Origin of the sequence: Nocardia brasiliensis ATCC 700358 (genome assembly GCF_000250675.2) — a bacterium.
Taxonomy (GTDB): Bacteria; Actinomycetota; Actinomycetes; order Mycobacteriales; family Mycobacteriaceae; genus Nocardia; species Nocardia brasiliensis_B.
Genome location: NC_018681.1, coordinates 9,222,566 through 9,248,424, shown reverse-complemented (window position 1 = coordinate 9,248,424; position 25,859 = coordinate 9,222,566). Strand labels below are relative to the sequence as shown.

Genomic DNA, 25,859 nt, shown 5'->3' with positions numbered 1-25,859 from the left:
AATGGAGCTGGGTGCATGATGGAGTTGGGTCGACTACGAAGACACACGCTGGTCGCCACCGACCTGGACCGGACGATGATCTACTCGCGCAACGCGTTCAACGCGCACCCCGAGGTGCCGACGGTGTGCGTGGAACACCTAGAGGGCGCCCCGCTGTCGTTCATGACGACCGCCGCCGCCCTGCGCATGCAGACCCTCACCCAGCCGGCCGCGGTCGTGCCGACCACCACCCGCACCATCAAACAGTTCAATCGCATCCAATTGCCCGGCGCGCCTTGGCGTTACGCCATCACCAGCAACGGCGGCAACATTCTGGTCGACGGCGTGCCCGATCTGCGCTGGCGCATCGATATCGACGCCAAAGTGCGCGCGGGCGGTGCGACCCTGTCCGAGATCACCACCGAACTCCGCGCCCGCATCGGCGATTCGTGGGTGTCGAAGTTCCGCGTCGCCGACGATCTGTTCTGCTACCTGGTGGTCCGCCCGAAGGAAGTGCCTGAGGGCTTCCTCGCGGAGTGGGACGAATGGTGCCGCCCCCGGGGCTGGTCCGCCTCGCAGCAGGGTCGCAAGATCTACACGATGCCGCACGTGGTCTGCAAGAGTCACGCGGTCGCCGAGGTGCGCCGCAGGCTGCTCGAGTCGGGCGAATTGGCCACCGAGTCGAGGACTTTCGCCGCCGGTGACGGTGCGCTGGATGCCGAGATGCTGCGCGCGGCCGACTACGCCATCCGCCCGAGGCACGGCGAACTCGAACATCTCAACTGGACCCATCCGAATCTCACGATCACCCGGGCCACCGGCATCCTCGCGGGTGAGGAGATCATCAACTGGTTCATCAAAGGCTCACCGCAGCAGCAGGACTGAGTCAGGCCGCCCCGGAACGGCGTCGTGCTGTGCTCGATGACTTCCGCGTCCGGGCGGGGCGTGGGGCCGGATTCGCCAGGGTGCGTTTGAATTCCGGGCAGTCCACCAGCACCTCGTGCGTGCAGGTGGCGGCGTGGCGCAGACCGTCGCGCATGCGGAGGAGCCGGGCGATGTCGTCCTCCAGATCGCGGGCCTTCTGCGCCATGTTCGCCCGGATATCGGTATCGCCGGGGGTGGCGCGGGTGAATCGGGTGATCTCGGCGAGGGTGAAGCCCGCCTCGCGTGCGCAGATGATCATCGCGAGGCGGCCGAGCACGTCCGGATGGTAGGTCCGGCGCAGGCCGTTGCGCCCCGTGGACTCGATCAGGCCGCGTTGCTCGTAGAACCGCAGCGCGGAGGGCGCGAGGCCGCAGCGGTCTGCCACCTCGGCGATGTCCAGCAGATTATCGGCCATGGTTCTCCTTGACTTGAAGCGCGCTTCAAGTTGAACACTACTCGTCATGAAGATTCACCACCTGAATTGCGGATCCCTGCGGCAGATCGACGCGACGTACGCGGGACCGCAGGCCGCACCCGCGGTCAACCACTGCCTGCTGGTCGAAACCGATTCGGACGGACTGGTTCTCGTCGAGACCGGGCTCGGCCTCGACAACGTCCGCGACCCGGAAGGCACGCTCGGCGCGGACTGGGTGGCCATGGCCCAGCCGCTGCTCGACCCGGCAGAGACCGCGATCCGGCAGGTCGCCCGCCTCGGCTACGCGCCCGCCGACGTCCAGCACATCATCCTCACCCACCTCGACGTGGACCACTGCGGTGGTCTGCCCGACTTTCCGCAGGCGAAGGTGCACGTGCTCGCCGCCGAGCTGGCGGCGGCACAGGCGGAAGGACCGAATTTCCGGTACCGCGAAGCACATTGGGCGCACGGACCCGATTGGGTCACCTATCACCCGGATGGCGACGATGACTGGTTCGGTTTTCGCGCAACGCCGTTGACGGGTTTGCCGTCGGATTTCAAGCTCGTCCCGCTCGGCGGGCACACGGCCGGGCACACCGGAGTGGCTGTGCGCGAGGGCGATCGGTGGCTGCTGCATTGCGGCGACGCCTACTACTATCACCGCGAGTTGACCCAGCCCTATCACCCGCACCCGGTAATGGACGTGGTGCAGACCAGCTCGGAGGTGCATCACGACCTGCGCGTCGGCACCCGGGCGCGGTTGCGCGAACTCGTCCGCGACCACGGGGACGAGGTCTCGGTGTTCAGCGCCCACGACCCGTGGGAGTTCAGCGGTTACCACTGACCGCCGCCGTCTCGACCTGGCACCATCCAGTGGTCGAGAGGAGAAGTGTGCGGGTTCTGGTGACGGGGGCGAACGGCTACCTGGGCGGGGCGGTGGTCGCCGCGTTGCGGACCGGTGGGCACGAGGTGGTCGGGATGGTCCGGCGCGAGCGCGCGGGTGTGCCGCTGGGGGTGGCGGGTGTGCCGCCGGCGGTGCCGGTGCGCCCCGCCGACCTGCGCGACACCGCTGCGCTCGTCGCGGCCGTCCGGGACATGGACGTCGTCTGCCATCTGGCCGGGCGCACCCGGGTTCGCGAATCGTTCGCCGACCCGCTCGGCTACTTCGAGGTCAACGTGGGCGGCACCGTCGCGCTGCTGCGGGCGATGGCCGAGTGCGGGGCGCGAAAGCTGGTATTCGCCTCCACCGCTGCAATTTACGGGGCTCCTGAGGTACAGCCGATGTCCGAAGATCTGCCGGACCGCCCGTCCCATCCCTACGCGGCGAGCAAACACGCCGCCGAATCGGTGATCGCCGCCCAGGCTGCCACCGGTGCCCTCGACGCGATCATCCTGCGCCTGTTCAACATCGCGGGCGGCGACGATCGCGACCCCACCAGGATCATCCCGCGCATCCTCGCCACCGCGGCGGGGGAGACTCCGGTGCTGACCGTCAACGGTGACGGTTCCGCCGTCCGCGACTACGTCCATATTCACGACGCCGCAAGGGCTTTCGCGGCAGCGGTCGAGCGGGACGCACCGGCACCCTGCCAGACATACAACATCGGCAGCGAAACCGGCACCAGCGTCGGCGAATTGATCGCCGCGGCGCACGAGGAGACCGGTCGGCCCATCCCCGTCGAACACCGATCGGCCCAACCGGAGCCACCCCGCTTGGTCAGCGACAGCACCCGGGCCCACCGCGAACTCGGCTGGACCCCAACCCACTCCGCAATCCCGACCATCCTCCGCGACGCCTGGTCCGCGCGCCCCACCCCACCCTGAGCCACACCCCCGGCCACCCGCACCTCCCTCTGGTGGCACGGACCTCCTCTGCTCGCACGGACCCCCGGACGGCACGCACCTCGTCTGACTCCGCGCACCCGTTCTGGCCAGCCGCTGCGGGTGCGAAAAGTCAGGCGGGGTGCGGGAGTTCGGCACTGCTGCTCAACGGCGGCGGGTGCGTAGCCAGTCGACGCCGTCGCGGAAAGTGGGGGAGTGGTCGAGGCGGGGTGCTGGCCCGGTCGGGCGGTCCTGCCGAACGGCGTCCGGTCTGGACTGGTGGTTCTCCTGCTCGGGGTACGGCGGGAAACGGTCGGGTCGGGTGTCGTCTGACCTCCGCGGGCGGTCCTGTCGAATGTCGTCCGGTCCGGACTGGTGGTTCCCCGGCTCGGACGGGTGGCGGTATTGCGGGATGCGCTCAGACCACTGCTGCTGGTGGGAGCGACTTTCGCGCGGTTGGGCCGAGCCCGGGTGTCCGAGGTTGCGGAGGAAACGGTCGAGGGCCGGTGAGTTGCCTTGTGCGCCAGCGCTGTCGGACCACCCGTCGGTGGGCTTGGCGGGGGCGAAGGGGACGCCGGTGGCCAGCGCGCGCAGGCCGAGGGTGAGCATCTCGCCGAGCATGCCGACGCCGATCGACAGCGTGATCGGCCGGGCCTCCGGATGCATGCCCATGACGCTGCCGAGCGCGCTGACCCCGAAGCCCGCGACGGTCGAGACACCCCATACGGCAAGGGTTTTGACCGTATACCGCTGCCACAGGTAGCCGTCGCGTTCGAACAGGACGGTGGTGGTACCGCGCACCGCGCCGAACGCGATGCCGATCACCGCCCCGAGCACCAGCCACCCGATATCGGTGCCGTCGAGCCCGTCGACGTGGACGACGCTGTAGCCGCCGATGCCGACCAGGATCAACGGCGTGAGGAAGGTGTCCCGCGCGTCCACCGGCTCCCCGGCGAACCGCTTCACGATCAGCACGAGCACGCCGACGAAGACGGCGATCAGCAACCCGACGCTCATGGTGGCCTCCCGGCAATAGTCCTGCCGGAAAACTAATCGGGCGCGGCGGCCCCCCGGATCCTCCGAACGAACGACCCGGCGGAGGATCCGCCCTCCTCCGGGCCGCCGGCCGGTCGATCAGTAGTGCTGCTGGTTGCCGAGCTGCTGCATGATGGTGGCTTGCAGCCGCTGCAGACCGGGCGGCGTGATACCGCTCTGGATCTGTCCCTCGATGGTGCGGACCAGCATTTCGTCGCTGAGCACCTTCTCGCTGGACTGGATCAGCACTGTGCCCGCGCCGGTGAAATCGAACTGGCGCTCTTCACCGGAATTGACGCCGAACCGGGCCGCACCCGCGGCGAGGAAGCTGCCGATCCAGCGCTGATCGTAGTGATGGCTGGGCGACGGGCAGTCGGCCCAGCCGACCAGGGATTCCGGGTCGACCCGCAGCGGCGGTTCGGCGAACATGACCGGCCCGTTGGAGGAGGCGAGGAACTTGCCGGTGCCGATCAACGTGAGGAAGCCGGGCACGATGGACTGGTTCAGCGACAGGCCGGGCTCGAACGCCAGCAGGTTGGCGGCGCGGATGGTGAGGTTGCCGTTGTCCTCGAGGTCATAGGAATTGATGTCGTAGCCGCGGTCGCCGATGATCAGCTTGCCGTGGCCCTCGGCGACGACGTAGTCGCCGGTGAACAGCGGCGCGGAGAACTGCTGCGACACCATGTGCAGCAGCCCGCCCTGCAGGCCGTGGGTGAGCGTCTGGAATCGCATGTCGCCGTAGTAGGCGATCATCGCGCCCTTGCGCATGAACCAGGGCTTGTTCAGGTCGATGCAGTACGCGTAGCTGTTGCCCGGAATGTTGTCGCTGTCCCCGAGATTCATCGGGTTCAAGATGTCAGCCATGGTCACAACTTCTCTTCGGAGGCCTGCACGTACACCACACCCTGTCCGACGCAATGCAACTGCATCGCCTCGCCCGCACCGCGGCCGACCGCGTCGCGCCAGCTGAGTGCCGTCTTCAGCTCGGTTTGCACGTTGCCGTACGCGGCGACGAAGGCCTGCGGATCGACCACGATCGGATTCGGGCCGCCCACTTGTAATTCCAGGAAGCCGCCGTGGGCCAGCAGCACCGCCGAGCCCTGACCGGAGAGCTGGGTGGTGAACATGCCCTGCCCGGTGAGCGCACCGGAGGCGGCGCCGCGCAACGCGCCCATGAGTCCGCCGCCACCACCACCGCCCCCGCCCGAACTCATCACGGAGACAATCGAACTCTGCAACCCGGCGGTGTTCGCCAGCAGCCGCGAGGCCTCGACCCGCAGCGTCGCACCCGGCTGCATGTGCACCACGTGGACTTCCAGCCCGGCGTAGCCGTAGTGCACCTCGCCGGTGCCCTGGGCGAGCATGGTGCGTTCGTGCTCGCCGGCCATCATGCGGCCCGCCATGCGCATCAGCCCACCGCCGCCGCCCATGCCCTGACCGCCCGGAATCTGGTGCGGCGCAAAGGAAACGTCGCCGGTGTAGAACAGCATCGCGCCGGTGCGAGCGACCACGCCGCCCGACATCCCGACGTTGACCTTGACGACCTTGCCGTTGACTTTCTCGAACATGTACTCGCCCTTACCGTTCCGCCGGCTGGATCAACACCACGCCCTGGCCGTCCCAGCGCAGCGAGAACGTCTCGCCGGCACCCTGGCCGACCGCGGTCCGCCACGAAATATCGGTGATGAACGACTGATTGAGGTTGCCGCGCGCCGCGACGAACGCGTCGGGGTCGACCACCAGGGGATACTGCGGCGACACCTCGAGGTGGATCAGCGGGCCGCCCGCCGACAACAGGGCGACCTGACCCTGACCGGACACCGTGGTGGTGAACAGGCCGGCGCCGGTCGACGCGCCCCGCAGGCCGGCGAAGCGCACATCGGTGCGCAGGTTGCCGGCGAATGCGAGCAGCTGCTGCGATTCCACCTGGAGGGTCTCGTTGTTCAGGTTCACCACGGTCACGTGCTGGCCGTTGACCGCGAAGAACACCCGGCCGTTGCCGGAGCACTCCATCAGCGAGAGTTTTTCGCCGGTGGCCCGGCGCTTGAGTCCGGCGATCACGCCGTCGCCGCCGCCGAAACCGGCCGCTTTGAACTGCACGTTGCCCTCGTAGGCGACCATCGAGCCGGATATCGCGCGGAGGCTGGTTCCGGCGAGGTGCGCCTCGATCACCTTCTTGGATTGTTCGAAAAGTTGCGCCATGTGGGTGTCTGCCCTGCTGTTCTTGTCAGTGAATATGGGGTAATCGCGCCACATTCCGCCCGCGTTTCGTCACCTTGATAGGCGCAGCGCGACGGATTCTATCCACAGATCCGGTCCGTCCGGGGTGAATGCAGGCCGTATGCCCGCAGAACTGACGGGGCCGGGGCGGCGTTTACCTGAACCGTGTCCCGCACGTTTCTCGTAGAGTGGCATCGAACGCACCGACAAGCGAAGGGTCGAACTTGTCCGCAACACTCGCCAAGGGCCAAAACGGTCCGTTGGCCACGAACGACGTGGTGGTGTCCATCCAGCTCACGGCGCCGGCGGATCTGTCCGCGCTGCTGGTCACCGAAACGGGCAAGGTCCGCTCCGACGCGGACTTCGTCTTCTTCAACCAGCCGAGCGGCCCCGGGGTGAACCTGCAGCCCGCGCCGGCCGGACAGCCCGCCTCGCTCGCGGTGTCGTTGAACTCGGTGCCGCCGGAGATCGATCAGATCCGCGCGGTGATCACGCTGGACGACGCGAACAGCAACTTCGGCCGGTTCCCCGCGCCGACCGCGATCGTGTCGGACACGGCCGGTAATCGGTTGTACGAGTACCAGATCGACGGATTGAGCAGCGAGTCGATCGTGATCGCGCTCGAGCTCTACCGCAGGCAGGGCAGCTGGAAGGTGCGTGCCGTCGGCCAGGGCTACGCCGGCGGTTTCGCCGCGCTGGTCACCGACCACGGCGTGACGGTCGACGATTCGCCGGCGCAGCCCGCCGCCCAGGCCGCCCCGCCGCCCCCTCCGCCGCCGCCCGCGTACCCGACGCAGCCGCCGCCCCCGCAGCAGCAGCCGAATTACCCGCCGCCCACCACGCCCGCGTACCCGACGCAGCAGGACCCGCAGTTCGCGCAGGGCGGCTACCCGCCGCCCGGCCCGGGTTACCCGCCGCCGGGACCCGGCTACCCGCCGCCCGGCCCGGGCGGTCAGTATCCGCCGCCGGGCCAGCCCCAGGGCTTCCAGCAGCCGGGGCAACCGGTCGCACCGCCCCCGCAGCAGCCCCCGGCCGAGGTCAGCCTCAGCAAGGACCGCCCGGTCAGCCTGACCAAGGGGCAGCGGGTCACCCTGCGCAAGGAGGGCGGCACCGCCCTGACCTTCGTCAAGATGGGCCTCGGCTGGGATCCGGTGAAGAGCCGCGGCATGTTCGGCAACCGCACCGTGGACGTCGACCTCGACGCGTCGGTGGTGTTGTTCGCCGACATGAACCCGGTGGACGTCGCCTACTACGGGCAGCTGACCTCCAAGGACGGCTCGATCCGGCACCAGGGCGACAACCTCACCGGTGAGGGCGAGGGCGACGACGAGGTGATCCTGGTCGACCTCACCCGCATCCCGGCGCACGTGAGCACGCTGGTGTTCATCGTGACCTCGTACAAGGGCCACACCTTCGAGCAGATCCAGAATGCGTTCTGCCGCTTGGTCGACGGCTCCAACAACGCCGAATTGGCCAGGTACACCATGGCCGGCGGGATGCCGTTCACCGCGATGGCGATGGCCAAGGTCTTCCGGGTCGGCAACGACTGGAAGATGCAGGCGCTCGGTGAGGGCTTCGCCGCGAAGCATCCGGGCGAGGCGATGCCGCACCTCGGCCGGTTCCTGCAGCACGGTTGAGTTCGGCAGCGCGGACAGCAAGGCAGACAACGTGATTCAACTCAAAGCCGGTCAGAATATGCCGCTGACCGGCGATATCGTCCGGTTCGGCGCGCACGCCGAAGCGGCACTGGATGTTTCGGCGCTGGTGGTGGCCGAGAACCTGAAGGTGTTCTCCTCGGACGATTTCGTCTTCTACAACCAGCCCGCCACCGCGGGCGTGGCGCTGACCGACGCCGAGGTGACCGTCACGCTCGCCGAGGTCCGCGCCGACGCCAAGGCGGTGCTGCTGGTGGTCAGCGCCGACCCCGCGGTTCCCGCGGGGCCGGGCGGGCTCGGCACGGTGACCGCGACGCTGTCCGAGAACGGTTCGGCGGCAGCGGAATTCGTGGTGGCCCCGGCCGCCGGTGAGGCGGCGCTGATCTGCCTGGAGGTGTACCGGCGCGGGCCCGAGTGGCGGCTGCGCGCGGTCGGTCAGGGTTATGCGGGCGGGCTCGCGGTGCTGCTGACCGCGCACGGCGTCGACGTCGAGGACGAGCCCACCGACCCGGCCGCCCCGACCGGTTCGGCCGCGCAGACCGGCGGCGTGCCCCAGCCGGCGGACGTGTCCCGCTCCGGCCCGGTCACGCACACCATGGCCGGGCCGATGGCGAGCGAGGCCCGTTCGGTCACCGCCATGCCGACGGAGGTCGGACACGGCCTGGAACGGCTGTGGATGATCTTCGAGGACGCCGCTCGTTCGGCGGCGGCGCTGGTCTCCGCGCGGGACTACGCGGCCAAACGGCTCGATCACGAATTGTCCGCCGCCGTCTCCGATCCCGCGACCAGGAACACTCCGGCCGCCGACGCGGCACGCCGCGCCGCCCAGCAGCGCAACGACGAATTGATCGCCACCGCAGAGCGTAATCATCAGCGCGACAGCGAACAGCTCCTCCGCGAGCTCGCCGATGCCGACCTGATGTTGCCGCCCGCGCTGGCGTCCTGGGACGCACCGGCGTGGGACAAGCCGGTGGCGCCCAGCGACGGCATCCGGCTCGGCGAGCTGTACGCGCAAGAACGCGGTGCGCTGCGGGTGCCGTATTGCGTTCCGGTGCCGCTGAATAGGCCGCTGTGGATCGATACCGAGTCGTCGCGGGCGGTCGCGCCGGTGGTCGGTGCGCTGCTCGCCCGGCTGCTCACCGCGGCGCCGGGCCGGCGCACCGTGGTCGACATCATCGATCTGACCGGAGCTTTCACCAGCTTCACCGAACCGCTCGCACCGGTGCTGAACGGCCCGCCGATCACCGACCACACGGAGATCTCCGCGCGGCTACAGGAACTGGCCCAGTCCGCCGAACTGGCCGAACTCGCGTTCACCAGCGGTATGGGCAGCCCGCCGAGCGAGCACCGGATCCTGATCGCGGCCGACTTCCCGCACGGTTACCAGAGTTCGGACGCGCAACGGATCGGCTCGCTGATCATGCGCGGCGACCTGATCGGATTGTCCACGGTGATCGTCGGCAGTGACGAATCCGACTCCACCGACACCACGGTCGCGATGCTCTCGCAATCGTGCCGGCACCTGCCGACCGTGGCCGGGACACCGCTGTTCGATCCGTGGACCGGCAGCCCGTGGCAGCTCGACCTGGATCTGCTCAACCAGGAACCGGAGCGGCTGGCGCGCTACCTGCGCACCCACTGAGCGGACGCGTCCACCTGCGGCTGCCATTCGCGGGTGGGCGCCACCCGGGGGCGCAGCACCTCGGGCAGCCACGGCAGCAGCGGATCGGGCGCGCGGTCGACGATGCCGCCGATCGGGTCGTCCACGTAATCGCGGCGCACCAGGTCTTCGCCGGGGCGATAGATCTGGCGAACGATCAAGGCGCACAAGGCGATCACCGCGAGGTCGCGCAGCACGACGGTGCCGGTGAACCACTGCTCGGGCAGGCCCTTCTTGTCCAGGCCGAGGTAGTAGAACATGCGTGGCGCCCAGACGAGGGCGTCGATGGTCATCCAGGCGAGCAGGATGCGGCGGTGCGGCAGCGCGAGCACGGCCAGCGGCACCAGCCACAGCGAATACTGCGGGCTCCACACCTTGTTCGTCAGCAGGAACGCCGCCACCACCAGGAAGCAGAGCTGCGCGAGCCGGGGGCGCTGCGGCGCGGTGAGCGCGATGTAGCCGATCGCCACGCAGGCCGCGATGAACGCGAGCAGCGACACCGCGTTCAGGATCACCGGCGGTTCGCCGTGCGCGAGTTCCCCGTCGAAACCGGCCCAGCCGGTGAACGAGGTGATCACGTTGTAGATCGAGTCCGGGTCGGCGTGCCGGGAGGTGTTGAGCCGGAAGAACTCTCGCCATCCGGTGGGGTACAGCGCGGCGATCGGCAGGTTCACCACGATCCAGGTGCCGAGCGCGGCCGCGACGGTGACCGCCGCGGCGCCGAGCGGGCGCGCGCCGAGCAGGTGCACCCGGTACGGCGTTTCCCGCACCCAGTCCAGTGCGGCCGCGACGCTGTCGATATCACGCAGCCGCAGGCCGGCCTGGGTGCTCGGCATGCGCTGCATCGGGTCGGTGCGCAGGCACAGCAGCACGATCGGGCCGAGCAACAGCAGCGGATACAGCTTGGCGGCGCCGCCGAGCCCGAGCAGTAACCCGGCCAGCGCGGGTCGCCTGCGGGCCCAGGCCAGCAGGCCGGTCGCGGCCAAAGCCGTTGCCAGCGCGTCGAAATTGGTGAAGATGTGCACGATCACCAGCGGTGAACAGGCGACCAGCGCCGTGTCCCACACCCGGCGCCCGGCCAGTTGCGCGCTCGCCCACACCGTGACCAGCCAGGCGAGCGCGAGGCCGATCGCGACGACGTTGAAGTAGATCACCACCTGCAACGCGCCCGGCAGCGGCGTCATGTCCCAGGCCTTGGCGATTCGCATCGACAGGTACTGGTAGAGACCGGACAGCACCGGATACTCCATGTACCTGGTCTCGCGGCCACCGTCGGGTGTCTGCTCGACCCAGAACTTCTTGTAGGGGAACGCACCCTCGTTCAGCCGCTCGGCGCCATACAGGGGCACGGTGTCCGAGTAGCACATCGCGACGTACTGGCGGCCGTTGTTCCAATCGAGCGTGAGCGTGCCGTCGGCGGTGGTGGTCTGCTGGATGCAGCCCGCCTTGCCGAACCAGCCGAACGCCAGGAACACGACCGTGAAGGCCAGCAGCACGCGCATCGGCGTCCAGAACCGGGCCCGGCCGATCAGCGCGTGCTCACCGACCGGGCCGCCGATCACGGTGGACAGCTGTGCGGTCAGCGAGTCGTTGCGACTGGGCCGATCGCGGGCGTCGGCCGAGCGCAGGTCCGGCGCGAGCGGGCCGGGAGCGGCGTAATACGCCGTGCTGGAAGGCACCTCACTCGCGTGCGGTCCGCTCCCGTTCGCCCGCTGATCCACCAGCTGCTGATCAGTCACGGCACCCGAGGCTACCGGGCGATCACCGTCGGGTGCGTCGCGCACCTGTTCCCCCCTGGTCACCCGACCAGACCTACCTGCTGCGCGTGGTCGGGGGAGTTCCGTTCGTATCGCCCTGCCCGTTGGCGCCCGGGCGCGGCGCACCGGTGGCGGTCGGCGACGATCCGTCCGAAGGGGCCACCGGCTGGCCCGGGAGCGGACCGGCGTCCGGCTTCTCGGGTTGCTCGCTGCGCGGCTGCTGCTGTTGTTGCTGCTGCGGCCGCGGCTGGCCGCCGGGCAGCGGGATCGGGCCGAACGGGGTGTCGATCGTCGGCGGAATGTAGATCGGCGGCAGGATCGACGGCGCCTCGGTGGTCGACGGCGGGGTGTACGGCGCCGACCACTCCGGCACGCCCGCCTGGCCCTTGATCGGGGCCGGCTTCGGGAAGGTCTCGTTCTGCGTGCCCTGCAGGGCGCCGTCCATCGTGGCCTTCCAGATATCGGAGGGCAGGCCGGAACCGTAGATCATGCCGCCGCCGTAGTTGCGCAGCGGCGAATCGTCCACGCTGCCCACCCAGACCGCGGTGGACAGCGACGGGGTGTAGCCGACCATCCAGGCGTCCTTGTTCTCTCCGGTGTCGCCGAGCTGGGCGGTACCGGTCTTGGTGGCCGACTCCCGGCCGCCGGCCAGGTTGTGGTTGCGCGACCAGGCCGCGATCGGCTTCATCGCGGCGGTGACGTTGTCGGCCACCGCGGCCGAGACGCGCGGTTCGCCCGCGACCTCACCGCGATCGAGCAGCACCTGACCGTCGGCGGTGACGACCTTCTGCACGAAGTGCGGCTTGTGATAGGTGCCCGACGCGGCCAACGTGGCGTAGGCCGAAGCCATGTCGAGCGCACGCACCTGGTACTGGCCGAGCACGATGCCGTTGTTCGGGCCGGAGCCGTCGGGTTCGGTCAGCGTCTTCGGCACGCCGGGAATGGCTTCCGGGATGCCGAGCTTGTGCGCCATGTCCGCGATCTTCTTCGGGCCGTTGCCCATGTCGATCTGCATCCGGTAGAAGCTGGTGTTCAGCGAGCGCTTCAGCGCCTCGGCGATGGTGCACATACCGCACTGCTCGCCCTCCACGTTGGTGATCTTGATGCCGTTCACCGTGAGCGGCGAGCTGTCGTACAGCTGCGACAGCGGCACGCCCTGCTCCAGGTTCGCCGCCAGACCGAACACCTTGAACGACGAACCCGGCTGCAGGCCCGCGTTGGCGAAGTCCCAGCCCTGGCCGTCCTCACCGCCGTAGTACGCGCGCACCGCGCCGGTCTTCGGATCCACCGAAACGACCGCGGTGCGCAGCTGCTCCGGCTCGCCCTGCATCTTCTTCTGCGCCGCGTCGACCGCGGCCTTCTGCGCCTTCGGGTCGATCGTCGTGGTGATCGACAGGCCCGCGGTGTTGAGCTGCTGCTCGCTGATGCCTTCCGCGGTCAGTTCTTTGAGCACCTGTGACTTGACCAGGCCCTCGGGGCCCGTGTCGAGGGTCTTGTCCTTGGTCGTGGCGACCGGGACCACCTGCGGGTACTGCATCGCCTGCCGGTCGGCGGCGGAGAGGTTGCCGCCGGAGACCATGCCGTCGAGCACGTAGTTCCAGCGGGTCTTCGCGCCCTCCGGGTTCTTCTCCGGGTCCAGGCCGGACGGCTGCTGGATGGTGGCGGCGAGCACCGCGCCCTCGGCGGGCGTGAGCTCCTGCACCGGCTTGCCGAAGTAGGCCTTGGCCGCGGCGTCGATGCCGTACGCGCCGCGACCGAAGTAGATGGTGTTCAGGTACGCGGCGAGGATCTCGTCCTTGCTCCACTGGCGCGCCATCTTGGCCGAGATGACCAGCTCGCGCATCTTGCGGGTGAGCGAGCGTTCGTCACCGACCAGGGCGTTCTTCACGTACTGCTGGGTGATCGTCGAACCACCACCCGCGCTCTCCCGGCCGAGCACGTTGTCCCGGGCCGCGCGCGCGAAACCGGAGATCGAGAAGCCCGGGTTGGAGTAGAAGTCCCGGTCCTCGGCGGCCATCACCGCGTACCGCACGTGCGGCGGGATCTTGTCGATCGTGACGTCGGTCCGGTTGCCTTCCGGCGGAACGACTTTGCTGATCACCGACTCGCCGTCGGCGGCGAGGATGGTCGCCACCTGATTGGTTTTGAGATCCTGCGGCTGGGGTACCGACACTGTCGTGTACGCGATCAGGAAGACGCCGCTGGGGATCAGGATCATCATCGCGATCAGCACGTAGATGACGCGCCGCACGATCCGCCACGGTGATTTCTTCTTCTGCCCCGGACGCTTGCCGGAGCCACCGCCGGAACCGTCACCGGAGCCGCCGTTACGCCGTGGCGGCGGGCCGGACGGCGGTCCGCCCGCGGTCTTACGACGTTCGCCGGTGCCGGTGGCCGGGTCGCCGACGCGGCGGGCGCGTTCGGCCGGACGTGGGCCGGTGGGCGGTGCGCCGCGCCGATTGCGTTCGGCCACCGCGTTGTTGGGCAGGTTGGCGCGTTCGATCCGCTGGGTCGCCTGCGGTCCGTTCGGCGCGCCGGGCGCGGGACGCCCCTGCGGCGGCCGCTGCTGCGGTGGCGGGGGCGGGCCGGGGCGGCGCTGTGGCTGCGGGCCACGCAGCTCGCCCGGGTACGGGGCCGGACGCTGGGGCGGCGGACCCGGACGCGCGCCGGGCGGTGGCCCGGGACGGGGGTTCTGGTACGGGTTGGGACCTGGATGTGAACTCCGCGGAGCACGGCCGCCGTTCGGGTCATCGCCGTAGGGGGAAGTCTCGTAGGGCGAATTCACTGACAAGATCTCCATAACTCGTGACGTTGCTGGTGGCTCGGTGCGGTCACGCGGACCGCGGCGGACCCGTTACGGCTCCGCGAGTCACCCGACGGGCAGATGACCAGGCACTTCATTCGGCTGCGGTGCGCCGGTTGGCTCGGGTTCCGGTGCGGCGGCGGGTGGGCGCCGGCGCGGTACCGAGCACATAGGACTGCACCAGATGATTCCAGCTGCAGGACCGGCACACCTCGACGACATGGACCGAGAACTCTTCGCGAGTCTCATCGAGACGCGCCAGCTCCTCCGGGGTGCGAGCCGAACCCGCCATCGGTCCCAGACCATCGCCGTAGACCCAAGATACAAGCGTGAGCTGTTCTTTCCGGCAGATCGGGCATGTGACCTCGCTCCCCCGACCATGGAACTTCGCCGCACGCAGGAGATAGGGATTCGCATCACATACCTCGGCGACATCGACACGGCCCGCATACACGTCGGCCAGCAGAGATCGCCGCCGGAGGGCGTAGTCGACCACTTGCCGCTGGATTCGCACGAGAACCAGAGTAGCGGTGTTGCCGGGGGGGTGCCCCGGCTCAGGGGTATGAGAAAGCCGGTAGATCGCGGGTTATATCGAGCGGGGCTGTGCACGGTTATATCGCTCCGATATAGTTTGGAGTCGCATCCATCAATTAGGTCTGTACATAGTCAGGGAGGTGAAGCCCGGTGCTCGAGCTGGCAATCCTCGGGCTGCTCCTCGAATCGCCCATGCACGGCTACGAGCTGCGCAAGCGGCTGACCGGCCTGCTCGGCGCGTTTCGTGCCTTCTCCTACGGGTCGCTCTACCCCACGCTGCGCCGCATGCAGTCCGACGGGTTGATCGCGGAGGAGATCCCGGCGGGCGTGGTCGCGCGCCGTGCGCGCCGGGTCTACCAACTGACGCCTGCGGGCCGGGAGCGGTTCAGCGAACTGCTGGCCGACACCGGACCGCAGAACTACACAGACGACGGCTTCGGCGTGCACCTCGCCTTCTTCAGCCGCACCCCCGCGGAAGCGCGGATGCGGATTCTGGAGGGCAGGCGGCGCCAGGTCGAAGAGCGCCGAGAAGGGCTGCGGGAGGCGATCAAGCGGGCCAGCGGGTCGCTCGATCGCTACACCAGGCAACTCCATCAGCTCGGACTCGAATCAAGCGAGCGCGAAGTGCGCTGGCTCAACGAGTTGATTGCGGCGGAGCAATCGACGAAGGCGGCACCACAGAAAGAGGGAAATATCGGCCATGAGTGAAGCACAGAAGGCTGACAACGCCACCGAAGTTCGCGTCGCCATCGTGGGTGTGGGCAACTGCGCCTCCTCGCTGGTCCAGGGTGTGCAGTACTACAAGGACGCGGACGAGACCGCGACCGTGCCCGGCCTCATGCACGTCAAGTTCGGCAAGTACCACGTCCGCGACGTGAAGTTCGTCGCCGCGTTCGACGTGGACGCCAAGAAGGTCGGCTTCGACCTCGCCGAGGCGATCTTCGCCAGCGAGAACAACACGATCAAGATCTCCGATGTGCCGCCGAGCGACGTGGTGGTGCAGCGGGGTCCGACCCTGGACGGCATCGGCAAGTACTACGCCCAGACCATCGAGCTGTCCGAAGCCGAGCCGGTCGACGTGGTCAAGGTGCTGAAGGACAACAAGGTCGACGTTCTGGTGTCGTACCTGCCGGTCGGCTCGGAAGAGGCCGACAAGTTCTACGCGCAGTGCGCCATCGACGCCGACGTCGCGTTCGTCAACGCGCTGCCGGTGTTCATCGCCTCCGACCCGGAGTGGGCCGAGAAGTTCACCAAGGCGGGCGTGCCCATCGTCGGCGACGACATCAAGAGCCAGGTCGGCGCGACCATCACGCACCGCGTCATGGCCAAGCTGTTCGAGGATCGCGGTGTGCAGCTCGACCGCACCATGCAGCTGAACGTCGGCGGCAACATGGACTTCAAGAACATGCTCGAGCGCGAGCGCCTGGAGTCCAAGAAGATCTCCAAGACCCAGGCCGTCACCAGCAACCTGAAGAAGGAGCTCGGCGCCAACGACGTGCACATCGGCCCGTCCGATCACGTCGGCTGGCTCGACGACCGCAAGTGGGCCTACGTCCGGCTCGAGGGTCGCGCCTTCGGCGACGTGCCGTTGAACCTGGAGTACAAGCTCGAGGTGTGGGATTCGCCGAACTCGGCGGGCATCATCATCGACGCGGTGCGTGCCGCGAAGATCGCCAAGGACCGCGGCATCGGCGGCCCCGTCATCCCGGCCTCGGCCTACCTGATGAAGTCCCCGCCGAAGCAGCTGGCCGACGACATCGCCCGCGCCCAACTGGAAGCCTTCATCATCGAGGGCTGAGTTATCGGCCGCGTGGCCGCGGCGTGTTCATGGCCCCTTGGTGTCTCGCGTCCGAGCGGACGAGACTTGCGCCTGCGGCGCGTGCGCTTCGTCCGCTCGGACGCGAGACGGGCCATGAACGCGCTCGTCGGGCTCGCGCTGTGCGGGGCAAGATATCGATGAGCGAGCCGCCCGGAGGGGTATTCCTCCGGGCGGCTTACGTTTTCGGGGCTCGGCCAGTGGTGGCGACTCAGTCGAGGGAAACGTAGACCTCTACGGAGGTCGGGCCGGTGTAGCGCTCGAGCTCGGCGGTGTGGGAGCGGGTGATGGTGCCGGCGCTTTCGGCCTTGCGGACCTGGGCCCAGGCGGTGCGGAGCAGGTCGTAGGGCTTGTCGGAGACGACGAACTTGGCGTAGCGGCCCTGCGGGACGCGGGTGAGCACGTCGCCTGCGTCCATTTCGGCCATGCCGGTGATCTCGTAACCGAGCACCGCGACCGCATGATCGTTCTGGCCGATGTAGGCGGCCACCCGCGGTACGTTCTTCTCCCGCGCGAGGTAGCGGTCCCAGGTGAAGTTCACCAGGTCGAGGTCGCGGGCGGTCACCTCACGCCCGGCCAGCGGGACCGTCAATCCGGCGACCAGGCTCTCGTCCAACGTGACAATCTCGAAGTCCACAGTCTGTTCCTACCCGTCGACCTGATCGTCTGCCAGCGCTACGAACACTTCGACCGTGCGCGCGTCGGGATAATGCTCCCAGTCGCCGGTATAGGACCGCACGAAACGGCCCGCGGCCTCGGCGTCCCACACCGAGCGCCAGATGTAGACGATGGTGTCGCCGAGGTTGTCACCGCTGGCGATGAACCGCGCGAACCGTCCCGCGGGCACCCGCGCCAGTACGTCGCCGGGCAATAAGTCGTCGAGGCTGCGGCAGCGATAACCCACGATGTGGGTCAGATACGAATTGATCTCCGGCGCGTGGTCGACGTACGCGGTCGTCGGCGGTCCGGGCAGCCGGCGCGCCAGATTGCGCTTCCACGCCTCTTCGACTTTCGCGCGGCGCGGCCCCTCGACCGCGAGCGCCGGGCTGCGCAGTACCGTGCCCGCCACCAGCGTCTCGGGTTGGTCAACGACATTGAAATCCACCGGCGTAGCCCCTATGTCTCGTCTGTCTCCAATTGCGGCGCTCCCTGGCCCTTCGTGGTGCGCCTCCGGGCCGGTTCGCGGGTCGCTGTGTTCCGTTTCGAAGCCCGTCGTGGTCAGGCAAGTCGCCGCCTCCGGGCCTGTCGCTCACACCGCTGTGTCGTCGTTCGAGCGCATATCCTTCCGCATCGATCCCGGGACTCCGGCGTCGGCCTGTTCCGACACAGTCCCTGTTCGCTCTCACTCTGGCAAACGATGCTGCCATGCCAACCGTTCCCCCGGGTGCGCGAAGGTCACAGCATCATCGCTATCCCGGGACCGGAATGCTCAGCCCGGGGAAGATCTCCACTTCCTTGGGCGGCTGCGGGGCGGGCGGGATGATGACGACCGGCTCACGCGGGGCACCCGACGGCGGGTTCAGGATGTCGTAGGTGCCGCCGGAGGGCTTGTTCGCGTTGGGTGGCGCGGCCGGGCCGGGCCCGTCCACGGCGGGGAACTGCTCGACCGGCGTGCCGTCGAGCGCGTTGTCCATCACCTGCTTCCAGATGTCTGCGGGCAGGCCGGAGCCGTAGATGTCCGACCCGCGGGCGGTGTGGATGGGCTGGGACTGCTCGGTCCCGATCCAGACGGCCGTGGACAGCGCCGGGGTGAACCCGATCATCCACGCGTCCTTGTTGTCCGCGGACTCGCCGAGCTGGGTGGTGCCGGTCTTGGCCGCGGATGGCCGGCCCCCGGCGAGGGCGTGGCCGTTGGAGTACGCGGCGATCGGTGTCATCGCCTGCGTGGTCTTGTCGGCGATCGCCTTCGGTATGCGCTGTTGCCCTGCGGGCATCTGTTTGCCGATCTGCTGTTCCGGAGCGCCGCGGTCCAGCAGCACCCGTCCGTCACCGGTGACCACCCGCTGCACGAAGTACGGCTGGTGATAAACACCGGACGCACCGATGGTGCCATAGGCCGAGGCCATATCGATGGGACGAACGAGATACTGCCCCAACACGATTCCGTTCAACGGCCGGCCGCCGTCCTCGGTGAGCGTCTTTCCGGCGACCCCGGGGATCTCCTCCGGGATGCCGGCCGCGTGCGCCGCGTCGGCGATCGCCTTCGGGCCGTCGAACATCGACATGGTGAGCCGGTAGAAGCTGGTGTTCAGTGACCGTTTGAGCGCCTCGGCCATGGTGCATTTGCCGCACGACTCGCCGTCCACGTTGGTGATCTTCGTGCCGCGGTCGGTGACCGGGGAACTGTCCAGCAATCGGGTCAGCGGGACGCTCTGCTGCTGCGCGGCGATCGCCGCGAACGGTTTGAACGCCGACCCTGTCTGTAACGGCGCCTGGGCGAAGTCGTAGCCGATGCCGTCGAATCCGCCGAAGTAGGCGCGCACCGCGCCGGACCGCGGATCGATCGACACCACCGCCGCGCGCAGTTCCGGCGGCTGCCCGGCCAGCCGATCCTGTACCGCGCCGAGCACCGCCTGCTGCGCCTTGGCGTCGATCGTCGTGGTGATCTGCAAAGCCCCGGTGTTCAGTTCGTGTTCGCTGATCCCGGCGGTGCGCAGCTCCCGGACCACCTGGGCGCGGATCAGCCCCTCGGGCCCGCGGGCCACGTTCTCGTCGGGAATCTCGTTGAGCGGGATGATCGCCGGGAACGTCGTCGCGTCGCGGGTGCCCGGTGCGAGCACGCCCATCTCGACCATGCCGTCGAGCACGTACTGCCAGCGGGCCGTCAGGTCGGGCAGGTGGGTTTCCGGGTCGAGGATGGACGGGGTGCGCACGAGTGCGGCGAGCACCGCGCCCTCGGCCAGGGTCAGCTGATTCACCGGCTTGTTGAAATACGCCTTGGTCGCGGCGGCGATCCCGTACGAGCCGCGCCCGTAGTAGATGGTGTTGAGGTAGGCGGCGAGGATGTCGTCCTTGCTCCACTGGCGCGCCATCTTCGCCGCGATGATCAGCTCGCGCATCTTCCTGGTCAGCGTGCGCTCGGAACCGAGGAAGGCGTTCTTCACATACTGCTGGGTGATGGTGGAGCCACCGCCCGCGTCGTCGCGGCCGAGCAGGTTGTCCCGGGCGGCGCGCAGGAAGCCGGAGGTCGAGTAGCCGGGGTTGCTGTAGAAGTTGCGGTCCTCCGCGGACAGCATCGCGTCGCGGGTCGACTGCGGCACCTCGGCCAGCGGGATCGGCGTCCGATTACCGTTCGGCGGCACGACTTTGGCGATGACCGTGCTGCTGTCGGCGGCCAGGATGGTGGCGATCTGGTTGGTCTGCACCGAACTCGGATCCGGGATCTCGGCGCTCCAGTAGACGAGCACCGAGAGCAGCAGCGGCACCACGCCGAAGATGATGAACAGCGCGAGCACGAGCCGGCGGAACCGCTCCGCTCTGGTGCGTGGTGGGCGATTCGGATCCGGGGTGGGTTTCGGCGTGGTCGGTGGCCGGTCCTTCGCCGCGTGCGCGCGCCGCTTCGCGCGGGCGGCGGGTGAGGTCAGCTCGTTGAAGCCCGCGATGGAGGAGTAGGGCGCGGAATCAGTGCCGCGCCGCGATTTCCGCCTGCGAATCGAGCCCACGATCATCTCCTCCCGGAGCGTCGGTCGAAACTCACCTGCACGAACAACGATCGGAAATGTGCCCCCACGGCACGACTGTACTCGTGCCGTGGGTGACCCGCGATGCTATCACCGGGCCGTTGCGGCGCACCGGAATTCTGCGCGTGAGCTAGCTCTTGACGCCGCCGGCGGTGAGGCCGGAGATGATCCGGCGCTGGAACAGCAGCACCATCAGCACCAGCGGAATGGACACCATCGTGCCCGCCGCCATGATCGCCGCGTAGGGCTCCACCAGCGGGTTGTTACCGGAGAACCGGGCGACCGCGACGGTCACCGGCTCGGTCTTGTCCGAGGAGAGCAGCCGGGCCAGCAGGTATTCGTTGACCGCCGCGATGAACGCGAGGATCGCGGTGGTGAACACCGCGGGCGCGGCCAGCGGCAGCATCACCAGGCGGAAGGCCTGCATCTTCGTCGCGCCGTCGATCCGCGCGGCTTCTTCGAGCTCCCATGGCAATTCGGTGAAGAAGGAAGCCAGGATGTAGACCGTCATCGGCAGCACGAAGGAGATGTTCGGGATGATCATCGCCTGGTATTCGCCGATCCAGCCGATGTTGGTGAACAGCTGGAACAGCGGGGTCACCAGCACCACCACCGGGAACATCGAGGCGCTCAGGATCAGGCCCGACACCAGGTACTTGCCGCGGAAGGTGAGCCGCGCCAGCGCGTACGCTGCCAGCACGCCGATCAGCAGGGCGATCACCGTGGTGATCGAGCCGATGACCACGCTGTTGATCAACGCCCGGCCGAAGTTGTTGCCGCGGCTGGTGTCGAAGGCGTTGCGGAAGTTCTCCAGCGTGACGTGCGTGGGCCACGGGGTGCTGTCGAAGGTGTAGTCCGGATCGCGGAACGCGGTCACGGCCATCCAGTAGAACGGCCCGAGCCCCCACACCAGCACGATGAACACACCGGCGTACAGCCGCACCGACTTGAGGCGGTGGGTCCACGGGACCGACTGTGGCGGGCGAGTATTCACAGGATTCGTCGTAGTCATGGGTGCACCGTGCCCGGGTAGGTATAGGTCGACCGGAGAAGCGGAGCGCCTCCGGTGGCGGACCAGCGTCTGGTGGGCAGGACGAAAGCCGAGCGCCAGCGAGGTGTCGTCCTGCTCACCCCGCCTCCCGCTGTTCCTCTTGGGTCCGGACGGCGTTGGCGCCCAAGACCTTCACCAGCACGAAGGCCACCGCGAAGATCAGCAGGAAGGTGATCGTCGACAGCGCGGCCGCGCTGTTGGGGCCCTGCCGGACCTGGTCGACCACCAGGATCGACAACACCCGGGTGGACGGGTTGTTCAGCGTCATGATCGCCGGCAGGTCGTACATGCGCAGCGCGTCCATGGTGCGGAACAGCACCGCGACGAGCAAGGCCGGGCGCAGCAGCGGCAAGGTGATCTGGGTGAAGCGCTGCCAGGCGGTCGCGCCGTCGACCCGGGCCGCCTCGTACACGTCGGCCGGGATCACCTGCAGGCCCGCCAGCAGCAGCAGCGCCATGAACGGCGTCGTCTTCCACACGTCGGCGGCGATCACCGCGAACCGGGCGGCCCAGGCGTCGGAGGTCCACAGGATATGGGTGCCGAACACCCGGTTCACCACGCCGTCGTACTGGAACATGAACTCCCACAGCCGCGCCGTGACCGCGGTGGGGATCGCCCACGGGATCAGCACCGCGGCGCGCAGCAGGGCGCGGCCGCGGAACGTCTTGCCCATCACCATGGCGAAGCCGAGGCCGAGCGTGGCCTCCAGCGTCACCGTGATCACCGTGAAGAACAGCGTGACGCCGATGGCCAGCCAGAACTGCGACCCGAGGTTGCCGGTGGGACAGCTGACCGTCTCGCCGCCCGCCTGGCACTGTTGCAGCAGCCAGTGCGTGTAGTTCGAGAAGCCGGCGCTGCCACCCTCGGTGAACATGCCGGTCGCCGGGTCCAGGCCCGAATCCTTCTGGAACGACATCCACAGCGCGCGCACCACCGGATAGCCGATGACCACCGCCAGCGCCAGTAGTACCGGCGAGACGAACAGCCAGGCTTTACCGGAGCGCCGCATTTCCAATGCCAGGGTTTCGCCGAGGCCACGCTTGCGTGGCAGGAAATCCTCACTCGACACAGTGCTGGCCGCTCCCGAAGGATCCGACACCGTTTCTCTCTCCTACGGGTCTCGTCGGGTCCGTTGCGCTTCCGCCTACGATCCCGCGGTCTCGATGCCCTTCTGCATGCCGGTGATCGCGTCGTCGACCGACTTGGTCTGCTTCAGCGCAGCATAGGCGTTCTCCTGGATGGCCTTCGACACCGCGGGATAGAACGGCGTGACCGGGCGCGGCACCGCGCTGGCGATGGAATCCTTGAGCGCGGGCAGGTACGGCATCTTCGCGATCAGGGCCGGGTCGTCGTACATCGACGCGCGCACCGAGGGCAGCGCGCCGGAGGCGACGATGTGCTGGGCGTCCTCGCTGATCAGGAAGCGCAGGAAGTCGAGCGCGGTGGCCTTGTTCTTGGAGTACGCGCTGATCGCCGCGTTGTAGCCGCCGAGCGTGGACGCGCCGACACCGTTCTCGCCGGGCAGCGGGGCGACCGCGAACTTGTCCTTCACCGCGGAGGCTTCGCCGCCGACGTCACCGTAGGTGGACGGCCACGAACGCAGGAACATGAGCTTGCCCTGCGCGAACGCGTTGCTGCTCTCCGGCTCCTTGAACGAGATCGCCTCCGGCGGGATGTCGCCGTTCTTGTAGGCGTCGACCAGCACCTTCAGGCCGGCCCGGGACTGCGGGCTGTTCACCGTCGGGGTCTTGCCGTCGGCGCCGACGAAGCTGCCGCCGTAGGCGTTGATCACCTCGGCGGTGTTCACCGTCAGGCCCTCGTACGGCGCGAACTGACCGGCGTAGCAGCCGATGTTCTGCTCCTTGGCCAGCGGGCACTGGGCGAGCAGTTCGGTCCAGGTCTTCGGCGCGTTCGGCACCAGGTCCTTGCGGTAGAACAGCAAGCCGCCGTTGGTGTTTCGCGGGGCCGCGTACAGGGTGTTGTTGTAGGTGGCGCTGGCGACCGGCGGGGAGAGCAGCGCGGAGGTGTCGATGGCGAAGGCGTCCTTCAGCGGCTGGATCCAGCCCTTCGCGGCGAACTCGGCGGTCCACGGCACGTCGAGGGCGACCACGTCGTAGTTGGACTGCTTGGAGCGCATGTGCTCGACCAGGTCGTCGTACTGCTGCGAGGCGTCGTTCGACTGTTCCTTGAACGTCACCTGCTCGTCCGGGTGCGCGGCGTTCCAGCGCTCGATGAGCTGCTTGACCGCGCCGGTCTCGGTGGTGTCCTTGCCCTCGACATAGGTGATCGGGCCGCGCCCGGTCAGGTTCTGGCTGGTCGGGCTGCCGCCGCTGTCGCTGGAGCAGGCGCTGGTGAACGTCGCCGTCAGCAGCGCGACCGAGACAGCCGCGACCGCGGCCTTCGGTACGAGCGACGTACGTAGGGACGACACCTTTTTCACAGCCATCGCGGACACTCCAGATCGATCGTGAGCATTAGCACACCCTGCCGGTTGCACAACGCAAGATACATGGTGTGGGAGTTACTCGGGGGAATGTGGCGGGAAGTCCTCGCTACATCGCCGCGTCCCGCCGCCTAAGCTCGCAGGTGATGACATCGCCGAACCCGGTTCCCGAACGGATGCTGACACGCATCGGCGGACTGCTGCGTCAGGCCGAGTCCACCGACAACGCACACGAGGCCGAGGCGTTCCTCGCCGCGGCGCAACGCCTCGCGACCCGCTCGTCCATCGACCTGACGGTCGCGCGTGCGCACGTCGCGGGGCGCGAACGCAGGCCGTCGCCGATCCAGCGGATGATCCCGATCGGTGAGCCGGGTAAGCGCGGATTGCGCACGTACGTGCAACTCTTCGTCGCGATCGCGTCCGCCAACGATGTGCGCTGCGATGTCGCTCGCACCTCGACCCAGGTGTACGCCTACGGTTTCGACTCCGACATCGATACCTGCGAGGCGTTGTACGCGAGTCTGCTCGTCCAGATGGTCCGCGCGTCGGATCAATACATCAAGTCGGGTCAATACCGTTCGGCGACCGTGGACAAGGTGGTCACCGAAAAGCGCTGGGGCCGAAAGGTGCAGCGCCGGGTGCAGGCGCCGGTCGCGGGTGTGACGGCGCGCCTGAATTTCCAGATGGCGTTCGCGGCCCGGATCGGGCAGCGGCTCGCCGCGGTGAAGGCCGAGGTCGAAGCCGAGGTGGTACCCGCCGACGCGCCCGCCACCGGCACCGCGCTCGCCTTGCGCAACAAGGAGATCGAGCTCACCGATTTCTACACCCGCACCTCCGAGGCCCGCGGCACCTGGCGTGGGCCGCAGTCCTCCGCCGGGCATTCCGCCGCGGCGCGGCGCGCAGGGGACCGCGCAGGCAAAGCCGCCCGCCTCGGCACCTCCCCCGAACTCGGTGCGGCGCGCGGACAATTGACCACTCGGAAGGCACGCGGCGCGGGCGACGGATCGGAGTGAGCGCGCCGTTGGCTGCGCCGCGGATTTCCTGCTCGGGTCGCGCGTTCGGGTCCGTAGGACGATGCTCGTGAGCGTGTGTCAGCTGAGTGACTTGAGCCACAGTGGGTTCGGGCGAAGGGCAGGGGAGCCGCGGGCTCGGGGCTTGGGCGGCCGAGTTGTCCGGGACACGGCGGCGAATCGTGCGGACCGAGCCGAATGCTCGTTCCGGCACGGGCGTTCGGCTCGGTCGCGAGTGTTCGGTCCGCAGCTGTTCCGGTGCGCGCCCGCGATGTGCCCGCCGGGAGGTTCGTCGTGAGTGCGCGAGATACCCAGCGCGCCAAGGTGTACGACGCGGAGCAGTTGGTGCGGGGGGTGTTCGATCGCGCCGACGAGCACGGCAACCGCACCGTGGAACTCTATGGCTCGCACATCACTTTGCCGATCGAACGGCGCTTCGCCTCGGTGGATTCGGTGCAGAGCTATGCGGACAAGGTGCTCGCCCTGAATTGGGTTCGGGCACACTGGGATCGCGCCGACGTACCGGTGCGGGTGCGCGCCCGGGCAGGCGCGACCGCCGCCCACTACGAGTCCGCCGACGCCGTGCTCGCCGTCCCGCTGCACACCGGCGCAACCGCCTGGGCGCTGCGCGAACTGGTCGTCCTGCACGAACTCGCCCACCACCTGGAATCCGCGCCCGAAAAAGTCGCCCCCCACGGCCCCGAATTCTGCACCCGCTACCTGGAATTGGTAGACGGCATCATCGGTCCCGAAGCAGCCCTGATCCTGCGCGCCACAATGCTGGGCTGCGGCGTACGCCTGGGTTGACCCTTGCGCCCCAGCGGGTGCGCCTTCCCTCGCGCAATACGGCCGGCGTCACACGCCGCTGGGTCAAGGCTGCGATCCATCGACGGTCGCCGCGATTGTTCGGGGTGGACTCCGTGCACCGCCCAGGCCGGAGGCGGCGATAAGTCAGGTCGACACTGTGCCGGGTCACGGTCGGCGGCGCGCATCGCTGGGTCGGTTCTGCGCTGCTGGGGTCGGTGTCACGCACTCCGGGGCCGAGCTGTGCGTGAT

At 68.4% G+C, this 25,859-nt stretch carries 23 protein-coding genes; 9 read left to right on the top strand and 14 right to left on the bottom strand.

The features are described from left to right. Nucleotides 1-15 precede the first annotated feature (15 nt). Nucleotides 16-864: a hypothetical protein gene (locus O3I_RS41450; protein WP_014989060.1), complete on the top strand. Its 849-nt coding sequence runs from the start codon at nt 16-18 to the stop codon at nt 862-864. A 1-nt stretch (nt 865) separates the two neighbouring features. Here O3I_RS41450 and O3I_RS41445 read toward each other — a convergent pair whose 3' ends face one another. Next, on the bottom strand, nt 866-1,318 hold the full coding sequence (locus O3I_RS41445; RefSeq protein WP_014989059.1) for a MerR family transcriptional regulator: 453 nt from the start codon (nt 1,316-1,318) through the stop codon (nt 866-868). A 46-nt stretch (nt 1,319-1,364) separates the two neighbouring features. On the opposite strand from O3I_RS41445, the gene O3I_RS41440 reads away from it, so the two are divergent. Further along, nucleotides 1,365-2,162, top strand: coding sequence for an MBL fold metallo-hydrolase (locus O3I_RS41440; protein ID WP_014989058.1), 798 nt, complete (start codon nt 1,365-1,367; stop codon nt 2,160-2,162). A 47-nt stretch (nt 2,163-2,209) separates the two neighbouring features. After that, a complete protein-coding gene (locus tag O3I_RS41435) occupies nt 2,210-3,142 on the top strand; it encodes an NAD-dependent epimerase/dehydratase family protein (RefSeq protein WP_014989057.1) in 933 nt (310 codons plus the stop codon). Nucleotides 3,143-3,304: 162 nt separating this feature from the next. On the opposite strand, the gene O3I_RS46165 is transcribed toward O3I_RS41435, so the two are convergent. From O3I_RS46165 to O3I_RS41415, 4 genes are all read right to left on the bottom strand, one after another. Then, nucleotides 3,305-4,156 (bottom strand): hypothetical protein, encoded by an 852-nt coding sequence (locus tag O3I_RS46165; protein WP_014989056.1) that lies wholly within the window; start codon nt 4,154-4,156, stop codon nt 3,305-3,307. A 117-nt stretch (nt 4,157-4,273) separates the two neighbouring features. After that, complete coding sequence (locus tag O3I_RS41425; RefSeq protein ID WP_014989055.1) at nt 4,274-5,038, bottom strand: AIM24 family protein; 765 nt, start codon at nt 5,036-5,038, stop codon at nt 4,274-4,276. 2 nt (nt 5,039-5,040) lie between these two features. Then, the gene (locus O3I_RS41420) at nt 5,041-5,742 is read right to left on the bottom strand and encodes an AIM24 family protein (RefSeq protein WP_014989054.1); all 702 of its coding nucleotides are present in this window, start codon (nt 5,740-5,742) and stop codon (nt 5,041-5,043) included. Between the two features lie 10 nt (nt 5,743-5,752). Continuing rightward, nucleotides 5,753-6,376 (bottom strand): AIM24 family protein, encoded by a 624-nt coding sequence (locus O3I_RS41415; RefSeq protein ID WP_014989053.1) that lies wholly within the window; start codon nt 6,374-6,376, stop codon nt 5,753-5,755. A gap of 242 nt (nt 6,377-6,618) precedes the next feature. On the opposite strand from O3I_RS41415, the gene O3I_RS41410 reads away from it, so the two are divergent. Next, on the top strand, nt 6,619-8,031 hold the full coding sequence (locus O3I_RS41410; protein ID WP_014989052.1) for a TerD family protein: 1,413 nt from the start codon (nt 6,619-6,621) through the stop codon (nt 8,029-8,031). Nucleotides 8,032-8,062: 31 nt separating this feature from the next. Continuing rightward, nucleotides 8,063-9,691, top strand: coding sequence for a TerD family protein (locus tag O3I_RS41405; protein WP_051066861.1), 1,629 nt, complete (start codon nt 8,063-8,065; stop codon nt 9,689-9,691). On the opposite strand, the gene O3I_RS41400 is transcribed toward O3I_RS41405, so the two are convergent. The 3 genes from O3I_RS41400 to O3I_RS41390 all read right to left on the bottom strand — a co-directional run bounded on the left by O3I_RS41400 (nt 9,673) and on the right by O3I_RS41390 (nt 14,783). Continuing rightward, nucleotides 9,673-11,448 carry a glycosyltransferase 87 family protein gene (locus O3I_RS41400; protein ID WP_141691840.1) on the bottom strand — a complete coding sequence of 592 codons (1,776 nt, stop codon included), beginning with the start codon at nt 11,446-11,448 and terminating at the stop codon, nt 9,673-9,675. The two genes, O3I_RS41405 and O3I_RS41400, sit on opposite strands and share 19 nt — an antisense overlap. Before the next feature lie 73 nt (nt 11,449-11,521). After that, on the bottom strand, nt 11,522-13,687 hold the full coding sequence (locus O3I_RS41395) for a transglycosylase domain-containing protein (RefSeq protein WP_237748438.1): 2,166 nt from the start codon (nt 13,685-13,687) through the stop codon (nt 11,522-11,524). Nucleotides 13,688-14,363: 676 nt separating this feature from the next. Continuing rightward, entirely contained in the window at nt 14,364-14,783 is a 420-nt protein-coding gene (locus tag O3I_RS41390) for a DUF5318 domain-containing protein (RefSeq protein WP_158439950.1), read from the bottom strand. 170 nt (nt 14,784-14,953) lie between these two features. Here O3I_RS41390 and O3I_RS41385 point away from each other — a divergent pair, with 170 nt between their 5' ends. Both O3I_RS41385 and O3I_RS41380 read left to right on the top strand, forming a co-directional pair. Then, nucleotides 14,954-15,511: a PadR family transcriptional regulator gene (locus O3I_RS41385; RefSeq protein WP_014989047.1), complete on the top strand. Its 558-nt coding sequence runs from the start codon at nt 14,954-14,956 to the stop codon at nt 15,509-15,511. Next, nucleotides 15,504-16,601, top strand: a complete 1,098-nt coding sequence (locus tag O3I_RS41380; protein WP_014989046.1) for an inositol-3-phosphate synthase — start codon at nt 15,504-15,506, stop codon at nt 16,599-16,601. The genes O3I_RS41385 and O3I_RS41380 overlap by 8 nt, the downstream gene beginning before the upstream one ends. A gap of 229 nt (nt 16,602-16,830) precedes the next feature. Here O3I_RS41380 and O3I_RS41375 read toward each other — a convergent pair whose 3' ends face one another. The 6 genes from O3I_RS41375 to O3I_RS41350 all read right to left on the bottom strand — a co-directional run bounded on the left by O3I_RS41375 (nt 16,831) and on the right by O3I_RS41350 (nt 23,796). Next, nucleotides 16,831-17,256 (bottom strand): GyrI-like domain-containing protein, encoded by a 426-nt coding sequence (locus O3I_RS41375; RefSeq protein ID WP_014989045.1) that lies wholly within the window; start codon nt 17,254-17,256, stop codon nt 16,831-16,833. Nucleotides 17,257-17,265: 9 nt separating this feature from the next. Beyond that, nucleotides 17,266-17,724 carry a GyrI-like domain-containing protein gene (locus tag O3I_RS41370; RefSeq protein WP_014989044.1) on the bottom strand — a complete coding sequence of 153 codons (459 nt, stop codon included), beginning with the start codon at nt 17,722-17,724 and terminating at the stop codon, nt 17,266-17,268. Between the two features lie 304 nt (nt 17,725-18,028). Then, nucleotides 18,029-20,287, bottom strand: a complete 2,259-nt coding sequence (locus tag O3I_RS41365) for a transglycosylase domain-containing protein (protein WP_014989043.1) — start codon at nt 20,285-20,287, stop codon at nt 18,029-18,031. A 142-nt stretch (nt 20,288-20,429) separates the two neighbouring features. Further along, the gene (locus O3I_RS41360) at nt 20,430-21,311 is read right to left on the bottom strand and encodes a carbohydrate ABC transporter permease (RefSeq protein ID WP_051066860.1); all 882 of its coding nucleotides are present in this window, start codon (nt 21,309-21,311) and stop codon (nt 20,430-20,432) included. Nucleotides 21,312-21,426: 115 nt separating this feature from the next. Continuing rightward, nucleotides 21,427-22,359, bottom strand: coding sequence for a carbohydrate ABC transporter permease (locus O3I_RS41355; RefSeq protein ID WP_041564981.1), 933 nt, complete (start codon nt 22,357-22,359; stop codon nt 21,427-21,429). Between the two features lie 135 nt (nt 22,360-22,494). Then, nucleotides 22,495-23,796: an ABC transporter substrate-binding protein gene (locus tag O3I_RS41350; protein ID WP_014989040.1), complete on the bottom strand. Its 1,302-nt coding sequence runs from the start codon at nt 23,794-23,796 to the stop codon at nt 22,495-22,497. Between the two features lie 143 nt (nt 23,797-23,939). Between O3I_RS41350 and O3I_RS41345 the strand changes: the two genes are divergently transcribed. Together O3I_RS41345 and O3I_RS41340 are read left to right on the top strand one after the other, a co-directional pair. After that, entirely contained in the window at nt 23,940-24,806 is an 867-nt protein-coding gene (locus tag O3I_RS41345) for a DUF2786 domain-containing protein (RefSeq protein WP_171904470.1), read from the top strand. A 291-nt stretch (nt 24,807-25,097) separates the two neighbouring features. After that, complete coding sequence (locus O3I_RS41340; protein WP_041564980.1) at nt 25,098-25,610, top strand: TIGR04338 family metallohydrolase; 513 nt, start codon at nt 25,098-25,100, stop codon at nt 25,608-25,610. The last annotated feature ends 249 nt before the right edge of the window (nt 25,611-25,859 follow it).